Source organism: Microbacterium alkaliflavum (assembly GCF_044325405.1).
GTDB classification, from domain to species: Bacteria; Actinomycetota; Actinomycetes; order Actinomycetales; family Microbacteriaceae; genus Microbacterium; species Microbacterium alkaliflavum.
On the sequence record NZ_JBIQWL010000007.1, the window covers coordinates 30,474 to 51,247 of the forward strand.

Consider the following 20,774-nt stretch of genomic DNA (forward strand, 5'->3'; position numbering starts at 1 on the left):
CGTCGCCTCAGCCTATCGAGACACCGACCACAGACCGGCGAGGCAGGAGCCGTCCCCAGGCGGTGTAGAGGTCTGCGGCGATCTCGCCCGTCACCCGCTCGATCTCGGTCGACGTGATCGCGTCGGATCCCTGAGCGCCGTAGACGACCACCTCGTCTCCGATGCGCGCGTCCTCGATGGCCGAGACGTCGACGAGGAGGGTGTTCATCGCGAGTCGGTCGACCACGGGCGCGCGCCGGCCCCGCACGAGGACCTCCGCGCGTCGGCCGAGCCCGCGGCGGTACCCGTCGGCGTACCCGAGCGGCACGACCCCGAGGCGCGCGTCGGTGGCCAGACGGTGGGCGCGGCCGTATCCCGCGGTGGCGCCGGCGGGATAGCCGTTGAGGGCCGCGATGCGAGAAACGACGCGCATCGCCGGACGCAGGCGCCCCCCGAGGAGTGCGCTGTCGCCGTAGAGCGCCGCACCGATCCGCACCATGTCGAACTGTGCATCGGGCACCGACAGAGCGGCGAAGGTGGTCGCGCAGTGGCGGCCGACGTCGCCGACCCCGAGCGCCTCCACCGCAAGCCCGGCCTCGGCGGCGAAGTCGCGAGCGCCGCGCTCGACGTCGTCGACGTCTTCGCAGGGGAAGTGCGCGCACACTCCGACGACGTCGAGCCCCGGCATCCGCCCGATCGCCTCGATGGCCCGCCGTCCCGCGGCGGTGTCGAGCGGGATGCCGTCTCGGGAGAGGCCGGTCGAGTTGAGCGCGACGTGCACCGGGATGCGGCGCCCGCGCGTCGCCGAGGCATCCTGAACCACCTTCGCGTGAGCCTCGCCGCCGACCCATTCCTCGATGGCATGGGATGCGCCGTCCGTGATCTCCTCGGCGAGCGCGGGTCGCAGTCGCAGGATCCGGCCGTCGAAGCCTGCACCGCGCAGCATCCGCGCCTCGCCGTTCGACGTCACGCCGATCGTCCTGACCCCTGCCCCGATGACGACGGGGGCGACCAGGTCCACTCCGTGCCCGTAGGCGTCGGCCTTGAGGACGGCGCACAGTTCCACACCGTCCGCGAGGTGGGCGCGGACGACATCGAGGTTGTGCGCGATGGCCCTCGTGTCGACCTCGACCCACCCCGCGGCCGGCGTCATCGCTGCGTCTGAGTCTCGTCGGCGATCGGCGTCGGCGCTTCGACGGCGGGATCCTCCATCGGGTCGACCGGCGCCTCGCCCGTGAGCACCGAGACCTCACGCGCCCCACGACGCCCGTAGCGCAGCCAGAAATACAGGTAGCACAGCCCGACGAACGGCACCCCGAAGTACAGCGCCGCGACCTGGTTCGGGTCGAAGGCGATCGCGACGACCGAGACCGACAGCAGCACGAAGGCGAGGATCGGCACGAACGGGTACAGCGGCGTCCGGTACGGCAGCGATGAGACGTCGCCTCCCTCGCGCACGAACCGGCGGCGGTGGAAGTACAGCGACGCCACGATCGACATCCACACGGCCACGACGGCGAAACCCGCGATCGAGACCAGGACGAGGTAGACGGTCTCGGCGGCGATGATGCTCGAGAGCAGAGAGGCGAGCCCGACGAGGATGCTGACGCTCAACGCCACGAGCGGGATGCCGCGGCGCGTGAGCCGGCCCAGCGCGCGCGGGGCGTGCCCCTCCTCGGCGAGCGAGAAGAGCATGCGCGCGCACGAGAACAGGCCGCTGTTTCCGGCCGAGAGGAGCGCCGTGATGATGACGAAGTTCATGATGTCCGCCGCGTATGGCACGCCGACGTACTCGAAGACGTCGACGAAGGGGCTCGACGTGACGCCGGCCTCGTCGTACGGGAGGAGCGCGGCGATGACCGTGATGGACCCGACGAACAGGATCAGCAAACGCAGAACCGTCGAGCGGAGCGCCCGCGGGATGTTCTTCGCCGGGTCCTTGGTCTCACCGGCCGCGACGCCGATCAGCTCGGATCCGCTGAACGCGTAGAAGACCGCGAGCGACGTCATGAGCACGCCCATCACACCGTTCGGGAAGAGGCCCTCGGGCGTCATGAAGTTGCTGAAGTACACCGCGGGCGGATGCTCGGTCGACAGCGGCGTGAAGCCGAAGATCGCCATGCCCCCGAGCACGATGAGCGCGACGATCGCCACGACCTTGACGAGGGAGAACCAGAACTCCGTCTCGCCGAAGACGCGCGCCGAGATCGCGTTGATGAGGAACAGCACGCCGGCGAACACGAGGCACCAGATCCAGACGGGCACAGACGGGAACCATCGCTGCATCAGGATGCCTGCTGCGGTGAACTCCGAGCCGAGCGCGACGACCCAGCACAGCCAGTAGAGCCACGCCGTCGTGAAGCCGGTCGCCGGGTTGATGGACCGTGCCGCGTAGACGTGGAAGGCGCCCGACACGGGATAGGCGAGCGCGAGTTCGCCGAGGCAGGCCATCACGAGCCATACGACGAAGGCGCCGATGAGGTACGCGATGACGGCGCCGAGCGGACCCGCGACGCCGATCGTGTAGCCGGAGCTGAGGAACAGGCCGGATCCGATCACGCCGCCGAGGGCGATCATGACGAGGTGGCGGGCATCCATGGTCCGCTGCAGCCGGCGCAGCGGCACCTGGGTGGCGGTGGTGTGGGGCATGGCGTTGGGCAGATCTCTGCTGCGTGTGGAAGAGGTCATCGGTCAGATCCTCGCTTCATTGTCGGACAAGCAGGTGTCAGTGGTCGGGTGTGCGACATTGCACGTGTGAGATAAACACAGCCATGTGTTCATTTAGCACGCTTGGTGTTTCACGGACGTTACCTGCCCGACGGGTCGCACACAAGCTCGACGGAAGGTTCACAGGCCCCGCGGGGCGGATCCGACAGTCTGTTCCGGCCGCCGACAGAATGTCGGCCGCGACGGACGGATGGACAGGCGCGCACCGACACAGTCCCTCGCCAGGCTGTGGTCAGTCCTGCCCACTCACATCGAGGAGTTCCCGTGAACCGTCACGACATCGCCCTGATCGGCTTCGGCGGCGTGGCCCGCGCCCTGGCCGAGACCATCCGCGACCGCGGAGCCGACCTGACCCGCGAGCTCGGCTTCGAGCTGCGGGTCGTCGCGATCACCGACCTGCGCCTCGGCTCACTCATGGTGGCCGATGGCATCGACCTCGGCGCGGTGCTCGATATGGAGCCGGGCGACACGTTCGCCGGCTGGCACGGGGGCACCGCGGCACCCCAGAACGACTACGTGATCCGCAACACGACGGCCGACATCGTCGTGGAGGCCACTTTCACGAACCCCGTCGACGGCGAGCCCGCGGTCTCGCACGTGCGCGCTGCACTGGAATCGGGCAAGTCCGTCACGACGACCAACAAGGGCCCTGTCGCGCTGGCCGGGGCAGAGCTCAACCGCATCGCCGAGGAGAACGGCGTTCGCTTCGAGTACGAGGGGTCGGTCGTCAGCGGCACTCCGGTGCTGCGCTTCGCGGAGAAGACGCTCGCCGGCCTGCGCATCAACGCCGTGCGCGGCATCCTGAACGGCACGAGCAATTACGTGCTCGGTCAGATGGAGCTCGGTATGACGCTCGAGGATGCCGTGGCCGAGGCTCAGGGCCTCGGATACGCCGAGGCCGACCCGACAGCCGACATCGAGGGGTCGGACGTGCAGCTGAAGGTCGTGATCCTCGCGAACGAGCTGCTGGGCGCCGGGATGACGACGACCGACGTGCAGCGACGCGGCATCGCCGGCGTGACGGCGGCGGACATCGTCGAGGCGGCCGCCCGGGGCCGGCGCTGGAAGCTCATCGGCTCGGCGTTCCGCAACGCCTCCGGCGGAGTGACGGCGGCTGTCGAGCCTGTCGCCCTGCCCCTGAGCGACCCCCTGGCGGGCATCAACGGCCCGACCAACGCCGTCTCGTTCGAGACCGACATGCTCGGGACTGTGACGGTGAGCGGGCCGGGCGCGGGCCGCGTCGAGACCGCTTTCGCGCTCCTGTCGGACATCGTGGCGATCGACGCGCAGCTGGGCGCGGCGGTGACCGCGTGAGCGCAGCGACGATGACGAGTCCTGCCGCGCAGATCGACGAGCTCGTCGTGCGCAACCCGTTCGACGGCGCCGTGATCGGCCAGCTCCGCCAGAGCACGGCCGCCGACGTCGACGAGATCCTCGCCCGCGCACGGGTCGGCTCTCAGATCGCCCGAGGGATGTCGCGCTTCACACGCCACGAGATCCTCGAGCGCACGGCGGCTCTGCTCCGCACGCGGGCCGAGCAGGCGGCAGAGCTCATCGTGCGCGAGGCGGGCAAGACGATCCGCCAGGCGCGCAAGGAGGTGAAGCGCGCGGCGACGACGATCGCGCTCTCCGCGGAGGCCGCCCGGTCGCAGTCCGGCGAAGTGATCCCCTTCGACGCCTACGAGGGATCGGAGAACCGTCGCGGCTGGTTCACGCGTGAGCCCCTCGGCGTGATCGTCGCGATCACGCCCTACAACGACGCGCTCAACCTCGTCGCGCACAAGCTCGGCCCGGCCATCGCCGGCGGAAATGCCGTCGTGCTCAAGCCCTCGCAGGAGACCCCGCTCACGGCCCGCTTCCTCGTCGAGCTGCTGATCGACGCGGGCCTGCCCGACGAGATCGTGACGGTCGTGCACGGCGACCGCCACCTCGCGCAGGCGCTCGTCGCCGCGCGCGAGGTGCGGATGGTCTCGTTCACCGGCGGGTTCGTCACCGGCGAGGCCATCGCCCGCACCGCGGGGCTCAAGCGCCTCGCGATGGAGCTGGGCGGCAACGCCCCGGTCATCGTCTTCGACGACGCCGACATCGACGCGGCTGTGCAGGCCTGCGCCTCGGGGTCCTTCTGGGCCGCCGGTCAGAACTGCGTCGGCACGCAGCGCATCCTCGTGCACCGGCGCGTGTACGACGCGTTCCGCGACGGGCTCGTCGCCGCGACTGCGACCCTGCGCGCGGGGGATCCGCGCGATGAGTCGACCGATGTCGGGCCGATGATCTCCGAGGCCTCCGCGGAGCGCGCCGAGCGCCTCGTGGACGACGCCGTCGCGGCGGGCGCGCGCGTGCTGTGCGGCCACCGCAGGAGCGGGTCGGTCTACTGGCCCACCGTGGTCGAGAACGTCACACTCTCCTGCGAGCTCTGGGCGGACGAGGCGTTCGCGCCCATCGTCGCGATCAGCCGCTTCGACACGGAGGACGAGGCCGTCGCGCAGGCGAACGACGTCGAGTACGCGCTGCACGCCGCGACCTTCACGACCGACATCACGCGCGCGCTCCGGGTCGCGGAGCGCCTCGACGGCGGGGGCGTCATGATCAACGACTCCTCGGACTACCGCATCGACAGCATGCCGTTCGGCGGCGCCAAGTACGGGAGCATGGGCCGCGAGGGCGTGCGGTTCGCGTACGAGGAGATGACGCAGCCCAAAGTCATCTGCATCAACGCATGAACGCGACACGCCTCGAGCACGACTCGCTCGGTGAGCGGGAGGTGCCCGCCGACGCGTACTGGGGCATCCACACCCTTCGCGCACGGGAGAACTTCCCGATCAGCGGCACCCCGCTGTCAGCCCATCCGTCTCTCGTGCGGGCCCTCGCGACCGTCAAGCAGGCCGCCGCGCTCGCCAACGGCGATCTGGGGCTGATCCCTCCGCCGCGCGTGGAGGCGATCGTGGCGGCGTGCCGACGCGTGCGCGAGGGCGGGCTGCACGATCAGTTCTGCGTCGACGTCGTGCAGGGCGGGGCCGGCACGAGCTCCAACATGAACGCCAACGAGGTCATCGCCAACGCGGCCCTCGAGGAGCTCGGCCAGGCCGCCGGCCGCTACGACATCGTGCACCCCATCGGCGACGTCAACTGCAGCCAGTCGACGAACGACGTCTACCCCACGGCGATCCGCCTCGCGGTGGTCGAGGGCCTGACGGCGATCCGCGGCGAGCTGGCGACCCTCGCGGACGCCTTCGAAGAGCGGGCCAAGGCGCATCGGACGGTTCTGAAGGTGGGGAGGACCCAGCTGCAGGACGCGGTCCCGATGACGGTCGGCGACGAGCTCATGGCCTTCGCCGTCGCGATCCGCGAGGACGTCGCGCGCCTCGGCGAGGCCGTGCCGCTCCTACTGGAGTGCAGCCTCGGCGGCACGGCGATCGGCACCGGCGTGACCGCGCCCGCCGGCTACCGCGAAGCCGTGCTCGTGCACCTGCGCGATGTGTCGGGACTCGCAGTGGTCCCGACACATCACCTCTTCGAGGCCTCGTGGGACGCGGGCGGCTTCCTGCAGACCTCGGGAGCGCTGCGTCGCACGGCCGTCAAGCTGTCGAAGATCTGCAACGACCTGCGGCTGCTTTCGAGCGGCCCGCAGGCGGGATTCGGCGAGCTCCGGCTGCCCGCGCGTCAGGCGGGCTCGTCGATCATGCCCGGCAAGGTGAATCCGGTGATCCCGGAGGTGGTAAACCAGATCGCCTTCTCGGTGATGGGCGCCGACGTGACGATCGCGGTCGCCGCGGAAGGCGGGCAGCTGCAGCTCAACGCGTTCGAGCCGATCATCGCCCACTCGCTTCTGCAGTCGGTGCGGTGGATGACCAACGGCGTCCGCGTGCTGCGCGAGCTGTGCGTCGAGGGCATCGAGGCCGACGAGCGGGTGCTCGCCGAGCGCGTCGCCGTCTCGGTCGGAGCCGTCACGGCGCTGGTCCCCGCGATCGGATACGAGACGGCGGCCCGAGCGGCCGCCCACGCGCTCGCGACGGGCACGCCGATCGCGGATGCCGTGGCATCCATCGCGGGGATGCCACGCGAAGAAGTGGTGCGCCTGCTCGCGGGATGAGCTCAGGCGCGGTCGACTGGACGCGCGAGCGACACGGAGGTGACCGTGTCGGCGACGCCGGGGAGCGCGGCGATCTGCTCCCAGATCTCGCCGATGCGATCCATCGACTCCGCGATGACCGTGACGAGCAGGTCGAACTGGCCGGAGAGGATGTCGCACCGCACGACCTCGGGGATCCGCGCCAGCTCGGTGACGACGCCTCCCCCGCGCATGCGGTCGGCACGGTAGACCAGCACGACGGCGGTCATGCGTCGCGCACTGCCCGCGCCGCGGCGGAGGGTGTAGCCGTCGATGACGCCGTCGCGCTCCATGCGCTCCATGCGCTGCTTGACGGCGTTGCGGGACAGGTGCACCCGGCCCGCGAGGGTGACGAGCGGCAGACGTGCGTCCGCCGTGAGCTCGGCGAGGATCCGGTGGTCGATCTCGTCGAGGTGCAGGCCGGTCATGGCGCTCCCTTGTGTGCGTCAAACGCAATCTCTAGTGCTAATGTTGCACGAACAGCATAGGCGACGCTGCCATGGAGAGGAAGATCGATGCACGAGCACCCAGATCGCACCCTGCCCGAAACGCTGAACGACCTGAGCCTTTCGGTGCACGGCGGCAAGGCGCTGGACAGCACCATGGCGCTGCGGACCCCCCTCGTCATGGCGAACTCGTATCAGCTCCCCGACGACCCCAGCGAGATCAGCTGGTCGGCGACCGCCCCCGGCCTCTACACCCGCAACACGGGCGTCAACCAGTCGGGCCTGGAAGCCAAACTCGCCGCGATGGAGGGCGGAGAGGACGCCGTCGCCCTCGCGAGCGGCGTCGCCGCCCTGCACGCGGTCTTCTTCTCGCACGTCCGGGTCGGCGACCACGTCGTCGTGAGCGACGTCACCTACGAGGCGACGTGGCGACTGTGGACCGAGCTCCTGCCGCAGCGCTACGGGATCGAGGCGACATTCGTCGACGTCACCGATCTCGAGGCCGTCCGCGCGGCGATCCGCGACGAGACGCGGCTGGTGTGCGTCGAGGCCATCGCCAACCCGACGACGAAGGTCGCCGACATCCGGGCGCTGGCCGAGATCGCGCACGCCGCCGACGCCCTCCTGATGGTCGACTCGACCTTCACCCCGCCGCCGTTCTACCGCCCCCTCGCGGACGGCGCCGACCTCGTCGCGCACTCGCTCACCAAATACATCAACGGTCATGGAGACGCGATGGGCGGCGCCGTCATCGGCGCGCACGAGCTCATCCAGCCCATCAAAGCCGATGCCATGGTCGACGTCGGCGGCGTCATCTCGCCCTTCAACGCGTGGCAGATCCAACGGGGATCCGTGACGCTGCCGCTGCGCCTGCGCCAGCATCTCGCCTCAGCGCAGGCGGTCGCCGAACTGCTCGACGCCGACCCGCGCGTCGCGTACGTGCGCTACCCCGGCCTGCCGTCGCACCCCGAGCATGCGCTCGCGGCGCGACAGTTCGACGGGCGCGGCAACGGCGGCATGATGGCGTTCGCCGTGGACGGCGATCCCGAGACGCAGAACCGGTTCGTGGCCCGGCTGCGCCTCATCACGTCGGGCTTTTCGCTCGGTCACGACGACTCTCTGATCGTGCACACCGGTGCGGAGGGACCGCGCGTGACGACGTACCCCGAGCCGTTCCGCCGTCTCGGACACCTTCGCCTCTCGGTGGGGATCGAAGACACCGACGACCTGCTCGCCGACCTCTCGCAAGCCCTCGACGCCACCTTCGGCTGAGCGCTCCGCCGGCCCGCCGCGGAACGGACAGCGCCTCAGTGGAAGAACCCGACCCCGAGGTCGGCGTGGTCGACGAAGACGCCGTCGATGCCGGCATCCCGGATCACCGACCACTCACCCTCCCAGTCGCCGAACGCGCTCCGACCGCCGTGCCCGCGGAACTGCGCGATGAGGAAGGCGTTCTCGGGGCGGCACGTCCAGGTGAAGACCTGCAGGCCCCGCTCGTGCGCGTCTGCGACGATCCGGGACGGTCCCGCCGTGCGGCCCAGGCGGTCGGGCGCGAGGATCATGCGCTTGTCGACGCTGATGCCGTCGACGACCCCGGCGAGCGCATCGAGCCCCTCGGGTGCCGCCGTCGCCGCATACGTCGGCGCCGCCTTGCCATGCGCGGCCACGAGGTCGAAAGGGCGGCCGCTCGCCTCGAGCAGGTAGACGTAGGTGCCCTGGACGCCCCGTTCCCGCAGGCGCACCAGCGCCGTCGACTCGAACGACTCGACGACGAGCGGCAGCTCACCGGCCGCCCAGCCCGCCGCGCACAGCTCCGCGTCGACGAGGGCGGCCACATCCCACCCCTGCGAGGCGAAGTAAGTGGCGTGCTTGATCTCGAGCACGACGCCGATCTCGCGACCCTGCTCGAACGACGCCGCGCGCACGAAGTCCAGCACGTCGCGCAGCCGGAGCACGGGCTGCCGGTCGTCGAACGACGCGCTCGTCTGCCGGACGGCGGGCAGCCGCTCACGGCAGCGCAGCGTCGCGAGCTCGTCCCACGTGAAGTCCTCCGTGAACCAGCCGGTGAGGTCTTCGCCGTCGACCGTCTTGGTCGTGCGGCGATTCGCGAACTCGGGCCGGGTCGAGACATCCGTCGTCGACCCGATCTCGTTCTCGTGACGCACGACGAGCACGCCGTCGCGCGAGACGACGACATCGGGCTCGACCGCGTCGACGCCCATCGCGAGCGCCAGGTCGTACGACGAGCGGGAGTGCTCGGGCCGGTAGCCCGGAGCACCGCGGTGCCCGATGACGAGCGGGCGAGAGCGCGGCATGCGAGCCACGTTACCCGCGGCACTCCGCGCCGACCCGCGCGCGACGCAGGCTCAAAGGGGTCTCTCAGCGCGAGGCGGGAGGGCCGGACACCCTATCGGTTATCGTGGAGCCACAGCACCTCGCTGCAACCTACTGATGGAGTGTGATCGAGCATGGCCTCGGCAAACCCCGCATTCAACAACCCGGCCTTCCAGGACCCCAAGGCCGTCAAGACCTACCCGGGCGGTCCGCAGGCGGCCCAGCTCGGCGGGCCGACGCAGTATGCATCGACCGCCCAGGCGGGAGTGGATGCCGCGACCCAGGCCCGGCTCGAAGGCGCCTTCGCCGCCCCCTCGGCCGACGCGATCGCCACGGGGCGCATGACGGTGGAGGACACCGTCCTGAAGACCCTCGCCCTCTTCGTCGTCCTCCTCGTCGGCGCGGTCGTCGGCTGGGTGTGGACCCTCGGCGGAGCGGTCGAGCCGGCCGCCGCCACGACGATCTCGATGGCCCCATGGATCATCGGCGCCCTCGGCGGCTTCGTCCTCGCGATGGTCGTCGCGTTCACGTCGCGCAAGAAGGTGCGCCCCGCGCTGATCTTCGGGTACGCCCTCTTCGAGGGTCTTTTCGTCGGCGCGATCTCGGCGTACTTCGAGTTCATCTGGCCCGGCATCGTCGTGCAGGCGACGGTCGCGACCCTCGCCGTCGTCGGCGTGACCCTCGCCCTCTTCGCGAGCGGCAAGGTGCGCGCCACCAAGCGTGCGACGAAGATCTTCATGGTCGCGATGATCGGCTACCTCGTGTTCGCCCTCATCAATGTCGTGATGATGATGTTCGGCGCCTTCAGCGGCCCTGACAGCGCGGGCCCCTTCGGCATCTACAGCGTCAAGGTCTTCGGCATCCCGCTCGGCCTCATCATCGGCGTGCTCGTCGTCATCATGGCGGCGTACTCGCTCGTGCTCGACTTCGACTCGATCCAGCAGGGCGTCCGCAACGGCGCTCCCCGTCAGTTCGGCTGGCTCGGCGGCTTCGGCATCATGGTGACGGTCGTCTGGCTGTACATCGAGATCCTCCGCATCCTCGCGATCCTCCGAGGCAGCAACTAGCACTCCGCGTTCGACGAGAAGGCCGTCCCTCGGGGCGGCCTTCTCGCGTGCCTGCGCCGCTTCGCTGGGCGCGAATCGTCGCGTCGTCCGCCCCACGCGACGATTCCGGCCCATTGAACGCGACGGTTGCGGCGGCGAACGCCCTCACTGGGCACAAACGGTCGCATCGGCCGAGGCAGGCGACGATTCGGGCCCACCGAATCGCCCAGCAGCGCATGGGATGCCGCGGCAAGGCCTGGCCGGGGCATCCCTCGCCGCCGTAACGTGGGGCGCGTGAGCCCTGCCCGCAAAGAGACCTTCCTCGAGATCGAGGGGCGCGAGGTCCGCGTCTCGAGCCCCGACAAGATCGTGTTCCCCGAACCGGGTCTGACGAAGCTCGACGTCGTGCAGTACTACCTGTCGGTCGCGGAGGGCGCCGTGCGCGGCGCCGGCGGGCGGCCGATGGTGCTCAAGCGCTTCGTGAAGGGCATCGCCGCAGAGCCGTTCTTCCAGAAGCGCGTCGACGAGAACCACCCCGACTTCATCGAGACCGCGACGCTGCACTACGCGTCGGGGCGGTCGGCGGAGGAGGCGGTGATCCGGGATGCCGCGGGCCTCGCGTGGGTCGTGAACCTGGGATGCCTCGACCTCAACCCGCATCCCGTGCGGGCGGAGGATCTCGACCATCCCGACGAGCTGCGGATCGATCTCGACCCCATGCCGGGCGTCGACTGGTCGCAGATCGTGGACGTCGCGATGGTCGCCCGCGAAGTGCTCGACGACTGCGGCCTCGTGGGATGGCCGAAGACGAGCGGGTCGCGCGGGATGCACATCCTCGTCCGCATCGCGCCGCAGTGGGACTTCCGCGACGTGCGCCTCGCCGCCGAGACGCTCGCGCGCGAGGTCGAGAACCGCGCGCCCGGCCTCGCGACGGCGCGGTGGTGGAAGGAGGAGCGTGGCGAGAGCGTGTTCGTCGACTTCAACCAGAACGCGAAGGACCGCACCGTGGCATCCGCGTATTCGATCCGCCCGCTCCCCGACGCCCGGGTGTCCACACCGCTCGACTGGGACGAGGTGCGCACGCGCCGCCCCGAGGAGTTCACGGTGCTCACGGTGCCGGCGCGTTTCGCCGAGATCGGCGATCCGCACGACGGCATCGACGACGCCGTCGGCACGCTCGACGGCCTGCTCGGCCTGGCGAAGGAGCTGGGTCCCGCCGAGAAGCCGCCCCGCGCCGGGGACGGCTCGGGGCGCCGCGTCTCGACGATGCCCCTCATCGAGGTCGCGCGCACGAAGCTCAAGTCGGAGGCGCTCGCCGCTCTGCAGACCTGGAACGAGCAGCACCCCGATGTCGTGGCGCAGCTGAGTCCCGCCGACGTCATGATCGACGGCATGCGCGGCTCGAGTTCGCTCTGGTACCGCGTGCGCATCAACCTCCAGCACGTGCCCGAGCCCGAGCGCCCCGAGCAGGGACCGCTCCTCGCCGACTACGACCCGTGGGCCGGCAAGGTCTGGCCCGGCCGGGAGGACGGCTGACACTGATCCCGGTCCCCGAGCTTGTCGAGGGGTCGAGCCCAAGCCGACGAGGAGCCTCGGCTCAAGCGGCCCCGTCGAGCAGTGCGGGCAGGTACCTCGCCGGCACGTCGAAGAACCGAGTGTCGCGCTGATACGCCCGGAAGAACGTGAGGATGAACCCCATCCGATCGTCGTAATCCTCCCAGCGCAGGGCGTTGGATGCCGAGGTGTCGGTGCCCCGGGACTGCCCGAACGCGTCGCACGCGGACCGGAGGTCGACGTTGTCGAGCTCGAGCAGCACGGCGGGGAAGATCTGACCGGCGAGATAGGCCGGAGCGAGCACGTCGCGGCACACGTCGATGTCGCCGTCGGGCGTCTCGATCGCGATGAAGCGGGTCGTGATGAGCCCGAACGGTCCGCCCAGGGGCATCGCGGCGTCGACGAAACGGTCGACGACCGTCTGCTCGTGCTCTCCCATGCGGATGTTGCCGAGCAGGATGAGCTCGGCCGCCGTCTTGTCGTGCACGGGGTCGGCCTCGATGCCGGGCAGCAGCAGCGCGGCCTCGTGATAGCAGCGGATCGCCTCGGCGAGCTTCGGCGCACGCCCGAAGAGCGGATCGGCGAGCGTGCGGGAGAGCGCGTCGGGCGTCGGCCCGCCGGCGCGTTCGATCTCGTCGAGCCAGCAGATCGCGGCGGGGGCGACGTCGGCGATGATCGCGAGGTTGCCTGCCGCGACGTTGCGAGAAGTGCCGAAGTCGACGGGGATCCGCTCGCCGCGGATCGCGGCACCCGCCGTGCCGCTCGCCCACGCGCCGAACGAGAACCAGTTGAGGTCGCGGCGGCCCACGACGAGCGCGAGCTGGTCGGCGATGTCGCGATAGCACTGCGTGATGAGCCGGTTGCGCGCGACCGGATCGTCGTGCACCAGGATCACGTCGAGCAGTTCCCGGGTCCTCTGCGCCATCGCCACCTCCCCGGTCGAACGTACCGCGCCGCGGTGTCAGGGCACACGCCGGCCCCGGGCGAAGTGTGCCGCATCTCGACAGCCTGAGGCTGGAGGGGCACGGAACGCGCCTCCTCCCGGCGTGTCGTCGCAACCGGCCGAGATCCGGGACGGTTCACGGCGCAGCCGTCAGGACACCTCCCCGGTCCCCGAGCTTGCCGAGGGGTCGATGCCGAACCAGCGAGGGGCTCAGCGCCCCGGTCGCGCCACGGGATCGTCCAACGCCACGCGTGCCGCGTCGCCCAGGGCCCGCATCGAAGACGCGGCATCCATGTCCTGCGCCGCAGCCTGCCCCTCGATCGAGAGCCGGTCGCGCACCATTCGGTCGCCGATCACCTCGACGAGCGCTGCGGCGAGCCCGTCGACGTCGCCATCGGCGACGAGCGCCCCGCCCCCGCGTGCGAGCGTGTCGCGCGGGCCGTAGGGCATGTCGTAGCTCACGACGGGAACTCCCGCCGCGAGCGCCTCGAGCACGACGAGCGGCTGCCCCTCGTTCGTGCTGGCCAGCACGAAGACGTCGGCCTCGCTCCACGCCTCGCCCGGATCGGAGGTGTGACCCCGAAGCACGACAGCCTCGGCGACGCCCAGCTCGTCGGCGAGCGCGACGATCCGCTCGCGCTCCACGCCGTCGCCGTAGACGTGGACGTGGGCCTCCGGCCGCGTCTCGCGCACGATCGCGAGCGCGCGGATCACGTGGTCGACCCGCTTGCGCGGGATGAGCGAGTTGAGCACGAGGATGCGCCCGTGCACCGGTGCGGGCGCGAGAGCCGGCGCATCGGGCGCGGGGTGCGGCACGACGAACGACCGGATGCCGCCGCCCAGGCGCCGCTCGACGTCGCTCTGCTGCGTCGGGGTCAGCCACAGCACGCCGTCGAACCCGTCGGCGACGGCGAACCAGCGCTCCCACGCGGCATCCATCGGCGAATCCGGGTGGAAGGGCGCGAGCACATGGCAGGCGTGGGTCGTGTGGAGGATCCGGATGCCGGGAGCGAGCGCCGGCTCGCCCGGAGCGACGAGCGCCTCGCCCACCTGACGGGCCTCGCACACGAGCACGACCGGGTCGTCGGAGCGCGCGGCGACGGCGTTGATCCACGCGCGGTAGAGCCCCGCATATCCCGGGAGCCAGCCGATCGGGCCGTCCTCGCCCCAGACGCGCACCGGCGCGTCGGTGAGATGCCACGCCGGGTCGCCCGACACGACGGGCAGTTCGAGCACGGTCGCGCCGGCGGCATCCCGGATCTGCCGGTACGGCCACGCCGATCCGGGGATCGGCCCCGCCAGGGCGGCGGCGCGCAGCCACGACGGGTCGGCGCGCGCGTCGTCGAAGAGGTTCCGCAGGGCCTCGGGGGCGCTCAGCATGCCGCGGCGCACCCATTCGGCGCGGTCGGCGTCGTGGTCGGCGGTCTCGCCCGGGTCGATCGTGAGGAGCAGCGGCTCGGCGCCCGCGGCCGCCATGTCGAGCGCACGGCGCAGCACCGAGATCGTGAATCCGCCGTCGCGGTCGGGCAGGAGACGGCTTGCGAGCACGAGGTAGCGCGCGTCCGGCAGGAGGTCGGTCACCCGTCCATCCTCCCCCAGGGTCCCAGAGCCGCGAACCGATACAGCTGTGACGAGCCGCTACGGTTCGGACCGTCTGAGCCGTATCGGCTCGTGGCAACCGTATCGGCTCGACACAAGGGGTTGGTGTTCTGCTCAGAGCGGAAGCCCTGGGCGGCCGGAGTGACGCCCGCCTATCGTGAGCGCATGGCCGAGATCATCCCGCTCCCCTCGAAGCGCACCCCGCGCGAACCCGAGCCGCTGTGGCGCGATGCCCTCGGCGACCTGCTCCGCCGCCTGCGGCACGAGCGGGGCGAGCGCCTCGCCGACACCGCCGATCGCGCAGGGGTCTCGCCGCAGTACCTGTCCGAGATCGAGCGCGGCCTCAAAGAGCCCTCGAGCGAGATGATCGCGGCCGTAGCCGGCGCCCTCGAGGTCACGCTCGTCGAGCTGACGGCGGCGGTGGCCGACGACCTGCGCGTCCGGGCAGCGGAGCGCGCGGTCGTCGGCGTGCGCGCGGCCTACACCCTCGCCGCCTGACCGACACGCTCCAGGATGCGGTCGGCGAGACCGTAGGCGACGGCGTCCGCGGCGGTGAAGACCCGGTCGCGGTCGGTGTCGGTGCGGAGCTTCGCGGCATCCCGACCCGTGTGGAACGCGAGGATCTGCTCCACGTCGCCGCGCACCCGCACGAGCTCGTCGGCCTGCAGGATGAGGTCGGGGATCGCGCCGCGTCCCTGTCCCGCGGGCTGGTGCAGCACGACCCGCGCGTGCGGGAGCACCGCGCGCTTACCGGCGGCGCCCGCCGCGAGCATGACGGCCCCGACGCCGATCGCCTGTCCGACGACCGTGGTCGCGACATCCGGCCGCACATGCTGCATCGTGTCGTAGACGGCGAGCATCGCCGCCGGGTCTCCGCCCTCGCAGTTGATGTAGAGCTGGATGTCGCGGTCGGGGTTGTCGGCGTCGAGGTGCAGCAGCTGCGCGATGAGGGCGTTCGCGACGCCCGCGTCGATGCCGGTGCCGAGGTAGACGACGCGCTCGGTGAGCAGGTGCGAGTACACGTCCATGACGCGGTCGCCTCGTGGATGCTGCGCCACGACGCTGGGGATCGTGTACGAGCTCATGCCGCCACCTCCTCGATCCCGAGGCCCGCGGGTCGGCGGCGGCGCGGGACGACCTGCGCGAAGTCGGTCACGATGCCGTCGATGAAGCCGTAGTCGAGCGCCTGCTGCGCCGTGTACCAGCGGTCGTGGAGTGAGTCCTCGAAGATGCGCGCGCGGGACTGCCCGGTGTCGTCGGAGATGAGCCCGAGGACGGTGTCGCGCATGTGGCGCAGGTCGTCGGCCTGCACCTCGACCTCGACCGCCGAGCCGCCGATGCCGGCCGACCCCTGGTGCATGAGGATGCGCGCGTGCGGCAGGGCCCGGCGCTTGCCTCGCGCGCCCGCCGACAGGAGGAACTGCCCGGCGCTGCACGCCAGCCCGAGCGCGAGCGTCGCGACGTCGTTGGGGATGAGCCTCATGACGTCGCGGATCGCGAGCATCGACGGCACGGAACCGCCCGGCGAATGGATCCACAGGGCGATGTCGGATGCCTCGTCCCCCGCTGCGAGCGCCAGCAGCTGCGTCGCGATCAGGGTGCCGTTGTCGTCGTCGAGCGGACCGTCGAGCACGAGCACGCGCTGGTGGAACAGCTCGCGTCGCGCCTCGGCCCCGAAGTGCGGGATCTTTCCTTCTTCAGCCATGCCCTTAGACTGCGCCGCGGTCTCTCGCCGCGGGTCGGGTTCTGCCGGCGGCGGCTCTGCCTCGGGCAGATCGCTCAGGTCACTCGGGGGTGCCGCCCACCTCGAGAGTCCGAGGTGCGACTCCGAGTCCCGCGTACCAGTCGCGGACGGTCTGGCGCTGCGACTCCGAGCAGACCTGGCCGTAGCCGATGTTGACGTCCCAGTACTCGTAGCTGCTGACCCAGATGCGGTGGTCGAGGGTCCACCCGTCGAGGAAGGTCAGCGCGAAGCAGTCGGCCATGACCTCCCAGTCGCCGTCGAAGGCGGGCAGGGCTGCGTCGGTCGCGGCGGGGTTGGTGAACTGCAGCACATGGGCGAACTCGTGATACGCGATCCCCGTGCGCAGTTCGTCGTTCATGTACGGCTCCGCGTTGCCGCCGGCGTCGAAGTGGACGAGGTACGGGTCGCTTCCGTACACGCAGCCGAGGATGCCGTCGCCGCTGCCCGTGCAGATCTGCTCGTCGACGACCGACCGGACGAACCCGCCGCCGAGCCGGTCGATCGTGGACTCGTAGGCCGTCCCGGTGGCGTTGGAGCCCGCCTCCTGCTGCGCCGCGGTCAACAGCGTCTCGAGGCCGGCCGCGTCGGCTTCGGCCTCACGGGTGTCGGCCTCGACCTTCGACGCCTCCCAGCGGTGCGCCCACGCCCGGTCCACGAGCAGCTGGTAGTCGGACCAGGGGACGATCGTCGCCATGAGGGCACCGTCGAACTTCGCAGCGGTGCCCATGAGAGCGTTCATCGCCGCGCCGAACGACTCCTTCTCGTCGATGAGGTCCTTCTGATGCTCGATCTCGTCCTGCTGGTCCGAGATGCGGCGTTCCTGCTCCGAGATCCGATCCTGCGCCTGGACGAACTGAACGGCGAGCCAGGCGCCGAAGCCCACCGCGAGCAGGAGCGCCACGGCCAGGAGCGAGATCGCGACGACCGCACCGCGCGACCGCCGGGGGGAGGGGTCCGCGGGCGGACGCAGACCGGGCTCTTCGGCTTCTCCGAGGCCGGGCTGGTCCGCGGGCGGAAGGGCTCCGAGCTCGTCCGCAGGCGGAGGGGCTCCGGGCGCTCCGGCCTCTCCGGCTGCGGGCTGCTCGGGAGTGGGCGGCGGCGATTCCGCGGCATTCCCCGCGGGAGCAGGCTGATCGTCCATCCCCGGACCGCCTTCCCAGATCGGCTGCCCCAGCCGAGGCGTGGCGTCAGCTTAGCCCCGCGCCGGCACGACCGCCGACGGCCTCGGGAAAGGCGAAGGGCCGGAGCATCGCTCCGGCCCTTCAGCTCACTCCCACTCGATCGTCCCCGGGGGCTTGGACGTCACGTCGAGCACGACCCGGTTGACCTCGCGCACCTCGTTCGTGATGCGGTTCGAGATCTTCGAGAGCACGTCGTAGGGCAGGCGCGTCCAGTCCGCGGTCATCGCGTCTTCCGACGAGACGGGACGCAGCACGATGGGATGCCCGTACGTGCGGCCGTCGCCCTGCACGCCCACCGAGCGCACGTCGGCCAGGAGCACGACGGGGCACTGCCAGATCTCGCCGTCGAGCCCCGCACGGGTCAGCTCCTCGCGCGCGATCGCGTCGGCGTCACGCAGAATCTCGAGGCGGTCAGCGGTGACCTCACCCACGATCCGGATGCCGAGGCCGGGGCCCGGAAAGGGCTGGCGCGACACGATGACCTCGGGCAGGCCGAGTTCGCGGCCGATCGCGCGCACCTCGTCCTTGAAGAGGGTGCGCAGCGGCTCGACGAGCTCGAACTGCAGGTCTTCGGGCAGGCCGCCGACGTTGTGGTGCGACTTGATGTTCGCCGTGCCCGTGCCGCCGCCCGACTCGACGACGTCGGGGTACAGCGTGCCCTGCACGAGGAAGCGGATGGGCTCGCCCTCCGCCGCCGCCTCGGCGACGAGGTCAGCCTGCACCTGCTCGAACGCGCGGATGAACTCCCGGCCGATGATCTTGCGCTTCTGCTCGGGGTCGCTCACACCGGCGAGCGCGTTCAGGAACTGCTCGCGTGCGTCGACCGTGACGAGGCGCACGCCCGTCGAGGCGACATAGTCCTGCTCGACCTGCTCGCGCTCGCCCTTGCGAAGAAGTCCGTGGTCGACGAACACGGCGACGAGCTGGTCGCCGACCGCCTCGTGCACGAGGGCCGTCGAGACTGCGGAGTCGACACCGCCGGACAGCGCCGAGAGCACGCGCCCCGAGCCGACCTGCTCGCGGATGCGCGCGACCTGCTCGGCGATGACGTTGCCGCTGTTCCAGTCGGCGGGAAGGCCCGCGGCCTTGTGCAGGAAGTTCTCGATGACCTGCTGGCCGTGGTCGGAGTGCTTGACCTCGGGATGCCACTGCACGCCGTAGAACCGGCGCTCGTCGCTGCCGAACGCGGCGACGGGGGTCGCGGGCGTCGAGGCGAGCACGTCGAAGCCCTCGGGTGCCCGCGAGACCTGATCGCCGTGGCTCATCCAGACGTTCTGGTCGGCCGGCTGACCCCCCAGAAGCACACCGCCGTCGCCCGAGAGCGAGGCATCCGTCGCCCCGTACTCGCGGAGTCCCGTGTTGGCGACCTCTCCGCCGAGGGCCTGTGCCATGACCTGGAAGCCGTAGCAGATGCCGAGCGTCGGCACGCCGAGGTCGAAGACCCCCGTGTCGAGCGCCGGCGCTCCTTCTTCGTACACCGACGAGGGGCCGCCGGACAGGATGATGCCGACGGGGTTCTTGGCGGCGATGTCGGCGGCCGACGCGGTGTGGGGGACGATCTCGCTGTAGACGCCCGCCTCGCGCACGCGGCGCGCGATGAGCTGGGCGTACTGCGCGCCGAAGTCGACGACGAGGACGGGTCGCTGGGAGGTCTCGGTCTGCTCGGTCAACGGCTGCCTTCTGTCGGAGCGGGTCAGATGAGCGGGCGCTCGCGCTGCTCGGTGGGGATGTTCTGCGTCAGCGTCGAGTGCGCCGCGAGGTCGTGGGTCTGGCCGGCGCCGTCGCGCTCGGCGGCCTCGCGCTCGGCGAGGTACTGCTTGACCTCACGCGCGACGCGCGCCTCGAGGAAGAACGAGAGGAACGGCACGATGCCGCCGGCGGCGAGCATGAGGAAGCGCCAGAAGTGCCAGCGCATGAGGCTCCACACGCGGAAGCAGGAGAAGAGGTACACGACGTAGAACCAGCCGTGCGCGACGAGGATGCCCATCGAGAGGTTGAGTCCGTCGCCCGTCGACTCGTGGCCGTTCGGACCCTCGATGACGGGGGCGAACCAGAGGAAGCCGCCGGACCCACCGAGGAACAGCTCGTACCCGAAGGCGTACTTGACGATCATCTCGGTGCACAGCAGCAGCAGCATCGTGCCCGTGATGATCGAGCAGACCTGGTAGAACCTCAGCGCACCGCGGATCGCCGGAAACGAAGCGAGTTTCGGGGCGCGGGGCATGGGTTCCAGTCTAGCCGCCGGATTCCGCGTCTCCGCCCGGCCCCGAAGGGGCGCCCGCGGCCTCCGCCCTGGCGTCCTCGATCTCCTCGACCTCCTTCTCCCAGGCATCCTTCGCGAGGCGGTACCAGAGGTAGAAGGCGAAGCCGGCGAACACGGCCCACTCGATCGCGTAGAAGATGTTGAGCCAATTGACGCCCGAGCCCTGCCGAGGCGGGGAGGAGTGGATGTCGGCGAGCCCGCCGGAGGCCGACTCCGACGCGACGTACTGGCGGTAGACGTCGAGGCCGTCCACATCGTGCCACTGGCCGAGGAGCGCGGCAGGCGACATCCGCGTCATCGTCTGAGGATCGCTCCCCCGCGGCGGCGTGACGGGGCCCTCGTCGGCGATGAGCCGGCCCGTCACGGTGACGGGGGCGGCGGTGGCCGGTTCCGCCTCGAGCTTCTTCGCCGCCGCCTGCGCCTTCTCCAGCGTCGGAGCCCAGCCGACCGCGACCGCGACCGACGTGGGTGACGCGGTGCCGTCGACGCGCAGCTGCCCCGTGACCCAGTAGCCCTCGACGCCGTCGTTGTACCGCGACGAGACGACGAGGAAGTCTTGCGGCAAGTAGGTTCCGGTGACTTCGACCCGCTGCCCGACGAGCGAGTCGGTGAGGTACTCACCCGGCTGCACGACGTCTGCGATCGGGCGCACGATCTCGGTGGCACCCTCGGGCGTGGGGTCGACCTGCACGGCCCTGCCCAGCTGCCACTGGCCGAGCCACGCGAAGATGCCGGCCACGACGAGGCACAAGCCGAGCATCGCGATCCACCGCCCGCGCAGCATGACCTCGCGCAGGGTCGGCGGGAAGACCTCCACCTCGCCTGCGGTCCCCGAGCCGCCCGCGGTCCC

At 70.8% G+C, this 20,774-nt stretch carries 19 protein-coding genes; 7 read left to right on the forward strand and 12 right to left on the reverse strand.

Annotation, left to right across the window (positions count from 1 at the left end; genetic code table 11):
* Positions 1 to 7 precede the first annotated feature (7 nt).
* Together alr and ACH3VR_RS16890 are read right to left on the reverse strand one after the other, a co-directional pair.
* A complete protein-coding gene (gene alr / locus ACH3VR_RS16885) occupies positions 8 to 1,132 on the reverse strand; it encodes an alanine racemase (RefSeq protein WP_397557495.1) in 1,125 nt (374 codons plus the stop codon).
* Positions 1,129 to 2,628, reverse strand: coding sequence for an amino acid permease (locus ACH3VR_RS16890; protein ID WP_397557612.1), 1,500 nt, complete (start codon positions 2,626 to 2,628; stop codon positions 1,129 to 1,131). The genes alr and ACH3VR_RS16890 overlap by 4 nt, the downstream gene beginning before the upstream one ends.
* Before the next feature lie 342 nt (positions 2,629 to 2,970).
* Here ACH3VR_RS16890 and ACH3VR_RS16895 point away from each other — a divergent pair, with 342 nt between their 5' ends.
* The 3 genes from ACH3VR_RS16895 to ACH3VR_RS16905 are packed head-to-tail and all read left to right on the forward strand — an operon-like array spanning position 2,971 to position 6,796.
* Complete coding sequence (locus tag ACH3VR_RS16895) at positions 2,971 to 4,020, forward strand: homoserine dehydrogenase (RefSeq protein WP_397557496.1); 1,050 nt, start codon at positions 2,971 to 2,973, stop codon at positions 4,018 to 4,020.
* Positions 4,017 to 5,426 carry an aldehyde dehydrogenase family protein gene (locus tag ACH3VR_RS16900; RefSeq protein WP_397557497.1) on the forward strand — a complete coding sequence of 470 codons (1,410 nt, stop codon included), beginning with the start codon at positions 4,017 to 4,019 and terminating at the stop codon, positions 5,424 to 5,426. The genes ACH3VR_RS16895 and ACH3VR_RS16900 overlap by 4 nt, the downstream gene beginning before the upstream one ends.
* A complete protein-coding gene (locus tag ACH3VR_RS16905; protein ID WP_397557498.1) occupies positions 5,423 to 6,796 on the forward strand; it encodes an aspartate ammonia-lyase in 1,374 nt (457 codons plus the stop codon). Before ACH3VR_RS16900 ends, ACH3VR_RS16905 begins: the two co-directional genes overlap by 4 nt.
* A gap of 2 nt (positions 6,797 to 6,798) precedes the next feature.
* Here ACH3VR_RS16905 and ACH3VR_RS16910 read toward each other — a convergent pair whose 3' ends face one another.
* Positions 6,799 to 7,242 (reverse strand): Lrp/AsnC family transcriptional regulator, encoded by a 444-nt coding sequence (locus ACH3VR_RS16910; RefSeq protein WP_397557499.1) that lies wholly within the window; start codon positions 7,240 to 7,242, stop codon positions 6,799 to 6,801.
* A gap of 87 nt (positions 7,243 to 7,329) precedes the next feature.
* On the opposite strand from ACH3VR_RS16910, the gene ACH3VR_RS16915 reads away from it, so the two are divergent.
* Positions 7,330 to 8,532 carry a trans-sulfuration enzyme family protein gene (locus ACH3VR_RS16915; RefSeq protein ID WP_397557500.1) on the forward strand — a complete coding sequence of 401 codons (1,203 nt, stop codon included), beginning with the start codon at positions 7,330 to 7,332 and terminating at the stop codon, positions 8,530 to 8,532.
* A 35-nt stretch (positions 8,533 to 8,567) separates the two neighbouring features.
* On the opposite strand, the gene ACH3VR_RS16920 is transcribed toward ACH3VR_RS16915, so the two are convergent.
* Complete coding sequence (locus ACH3VR_RS16920) at positions 8,568 to 9,575, reverse strand: glycerophosphodiester phosphodiesterase family protein (protein ID WP_397557501.1); 1,008 nt, start codon at positions 9,573 to 9,575, stop codon at positions 8,568 to 8,570.
* A 153-nt stretch (positions 9,576 to 9,728) separates the two neighbouring features.
* Here ACH3VR_RS16920 and ACH3VR_RS16925 point away from each other — a divergent pair, with 153 nt between their 5' ends.
* Both ACH3VR_RS16925 and ACH3VR_RS16930 read left to right on the forward strand, forming a co-directional pair.
* Positions 9,729 to 10,661, forward strand: a complete 933-nt coding sequence (locus ACH3VR_RS16925; RefSeq protein WP_397557502.1) for a Bax inhibitor-1/YccA family protein — start codon at positions 9,729 to 9,731, stop codon at positions 10,659 to 10,661.
* A gap of 273 nt (positions 10,662 to 10,934) precedes the next feature.
* A complete protein-coding gene (locus ACH3VR_RS16930; RefSeq protein WP_397557503.1) occupies positions 10,935 to 12,176 on the forward strand; it encodes a DNA polymerase domain-containing protein in 1,242 nt (413 codons plus the stop codon).
* Between the two features lie 61 nt (positions 12,177 to 12,237).
* Here the strand turns inward: ACH3VR_RS16930 and ACH3VR_RS16935 are convergent, their stop codons facing one another.
* Together ACH3VR_RS16935 and ACH3VR_RS16940 are read right to left on the reverse strand one after the other, a co-directional pair.
* The gene (locus ACH3VR_RS16935) at positions 12,238 to 13,119 is read right to left on the reverse strand and encodes a hypothetical protein (RefSeq protein ID WP_397557504.1); all 882 of its coding nucleotides are present in this window, start codon (positions 13,117 to 13,119) and stop codon (positions 12,238 to 12,240) included.
* Positions 13,120 to 13,347: 228 nt separating this feature from the next.
* The gene (locus tag ACH3VR_RS16940; RefSeq protein WP_397557505.1) at positions 13,348 to 14,718 is read right to left on the reverse strand and encodes a glycosyltransferase; all 1,371 of its coding nucleotides are present in this window, start codon (positions 14,716 to 14,718) and stop codon (positions 13,348 to 13,350) included.
* Between the two features lie 183 nt (positions 14,719 to 14,901).
* On the opposite strand from ACH3VR_RS16940, the gene ACH3VR_RS16945 reads away from it, so the two are divergent.
* On the forward strand, positions 14,902 to 15,234 hold the full coding sequence (locus ACH3VR_RS16945) for a helix-turn-helix domain-containing protein (RefSeq protein ID WP_397557506.1): 333 nt from the start codon (positions 14,902 to 14,904) through the stop codon (positions 15,232 to 15,234).
* Here ACH3VR_RS16945 and ACH3VR_RS16950 read toward each other — a convergent pair.
* The 6 genes from ACH3VR_RS16950 to ACH3VR_RS16975 form a co-directional block, all read right to left on the reverse strand.
* The gene (locus ACH3VR_RS16950) at positions 15,216 to 15,821 is read right to left on the reverse strand and encodes a ClpP family protease (protein ID WP_397557507.1); all 606 of its coding nucleotides are present in this window, start codon (positions 15,819 to 15,821) and stop codon (positions 15,216 to 15,218) included. The genes ACH3VR_RS16945 and ACH3VR_RS16950 overlap by 19 nt on opposite strands.
* Positions 15,818 to 16,441, reverse strand: a complete 624-nt coding sequence (locus ACH3VR_RS16955) for a ClpP family protease (protein WP_397557508.1) — start codon at positions 16,439 to 16,441, stop codon at positions 15,818 to 15,820. Before ACH3VR_RS16955 ends, ACH3VR_RS16950 begins: the two co-directional genes overlap by 4 nt.
* A 79-nt stretch (positions 16,442 to 16,520) precedes the next feature.
* The gene (locus ACH3VR_RS16960; protein ID WP_397557509.1) at positions 16,521 to 17,621 is read right to left on the reverse strand and encodes a hypothetical protein; all 1,101 of its coding nucleotides are present in this window, start codon (positions 17,619 to 17,621) and stop codon (positions 16,521 to 16,523) included.
* Positions 17,622 to 17,747: 126 nt separating this feature from the next.
* Positions 17,748 to 19,331 (reverse strand): glutamine-hydrolyzing GMP synthase, encoded by a 1,584-nt coding sequence (gene guaA / locus ACH3VR_RS16965; protein ID WP_397557510.1) that lies wholly within the window; start codon positions 19,329 to 19,331, stop codon positions 17,748 to 17,750.
* Positions 19,332 to 19,354: 23 nt separating this feature from the next.
* Positions 19,355 to 19,885: a DUF3817 domain-containing protein gene (locus ACH3VR_RS16970; protein ID WP_397557511.1), complete on the reverse strand. Its 531-nt coding sequence runs from the start codon at positions 19,883 to 19,885 to the stop codon at positions 19,355 to 19,357.
* Positions 19,886 to 19,895: 10 nt separating this feature from the next.
* The gene (locus tag ACH3VR_RS16975) at positions 19,896 to 20,708 is read right to left on the reverse strand and encodes an SURF1 family protein (RefSeq protein WP_397557613.1); all 813 of its coding nucleotides are present in this window, start codon (positions 20,706 to 20,708) and stop codon (positions 19,896 to 19,898) included.
* Positions 20,709 to 20,774 lie beyond the last annotated feature (66 nt).

Excerpts from the sequence above, each read along its gene's own strand:
- ACH3VR_RS16955 (WP_397557508.1), bottom strand. The coding sequence starts at position 16,441 with ATGGCTGAAGAAGGAAAGATCCCGCACTTCGGGGCCGAGGCGCGACGC.
- ACH3VR_RS16935 (WP_397557504.1), bottom strand. The coding sequence starts at position 13,119 with ATGGCGCAGAGGACCCGGGAACTGCTCGACGTGATCCTGGTGCACGAC.
- ACH3VR_RS16920 (WP_397557501.1), bottom strand. The coding sequence starts at position 9,575 with ATGCCGCGCTCTCGCCCGCTCGTCATCGGGCACCGCGGTGCTCCGGGC.
- ACH3VR_RS16950 (WP_397557507.1), bottom strand. The coding sequence starts at position 15,821 with ATGAGCTCGTACACGATCCCCAGCGTCGTGGCGCAGCATCCACGAGGC.
- ACH3VR_RS16960 (WP_397557509.1), bottom strand. The coding sequence starts at position 17,621 with ATGGACGATCAGCCTGCTCCCGCGGGGAATGCCGCGGAATCGCCGCCG.
- ACH3VR_RS16890 (WP_397557612.1), bottom strand. The coding sequence starts at position 2,628 with ATGCCCCACACCACCGCCACCCAGGTGCCGCTGCGCCGGCTGCAGCGG.
- ACH3VR_RS16925 (WP_397557502.1), top strand. The coding sequence starts at position 9,729 with ATGGCCTCGGCAAACCCCGCATTCAACAACCCGGCCTTCCAGGACCCC.
- alr (WP_397557495.1), bottom strand. The coding sequence starts at position 1,132 with ATGACGCCGGCCGCGGGGTGGGTCGAGGTCGACACGAGGGCCATCGCG.
- ACH3VR_RS16975 (WP_397557613.1), bottom strand. The coding sequence starts at position 20,708 with ATGCTGCGCGGGCGGTGGATCGCGATGCTCGGCTTGTGCCTCGTCGTG.
- ACH3VR_RS16915 (WP_397557500.1), top strand. The coding sequence starts at position 7,330 with ATGCACGAGCACCCAGATCGCACCCTGCCCGAAACGCTGAACGACCTG.
- ACH3VR_RS16910 (WP_397557499.1), bottom strand. The coding sequence starts at position 7,242 with ATGACCGGCCTGCACCTCGACGAGATCGACCACCGGATCCTCGCCGAG.
- ACH3VR_RS16970 (WP_397557511.1), bottom strand. The coding sequence starts at position 19,885 with ATGCCCCGCGCCCCGAAACTCGCTTCGTTTCCGGCGATCCGCGGTGCG.
- ACH3VR_RS16945 (WP_397557506.1), top strand. The coding sequence starts at position 14,902 with ATGGCCGAGATCATCCCGCTCCCCTCGAAGCGCACCCCGCGCGAACCC.
- ACH3VR_RS16905 (WP_397557498.1), top strand. The coding sequence starts at position 5,423 with ATGAACGCGACACGCCTCGAGCACGACTCGCTCGGTGAGCGGGAGGTG.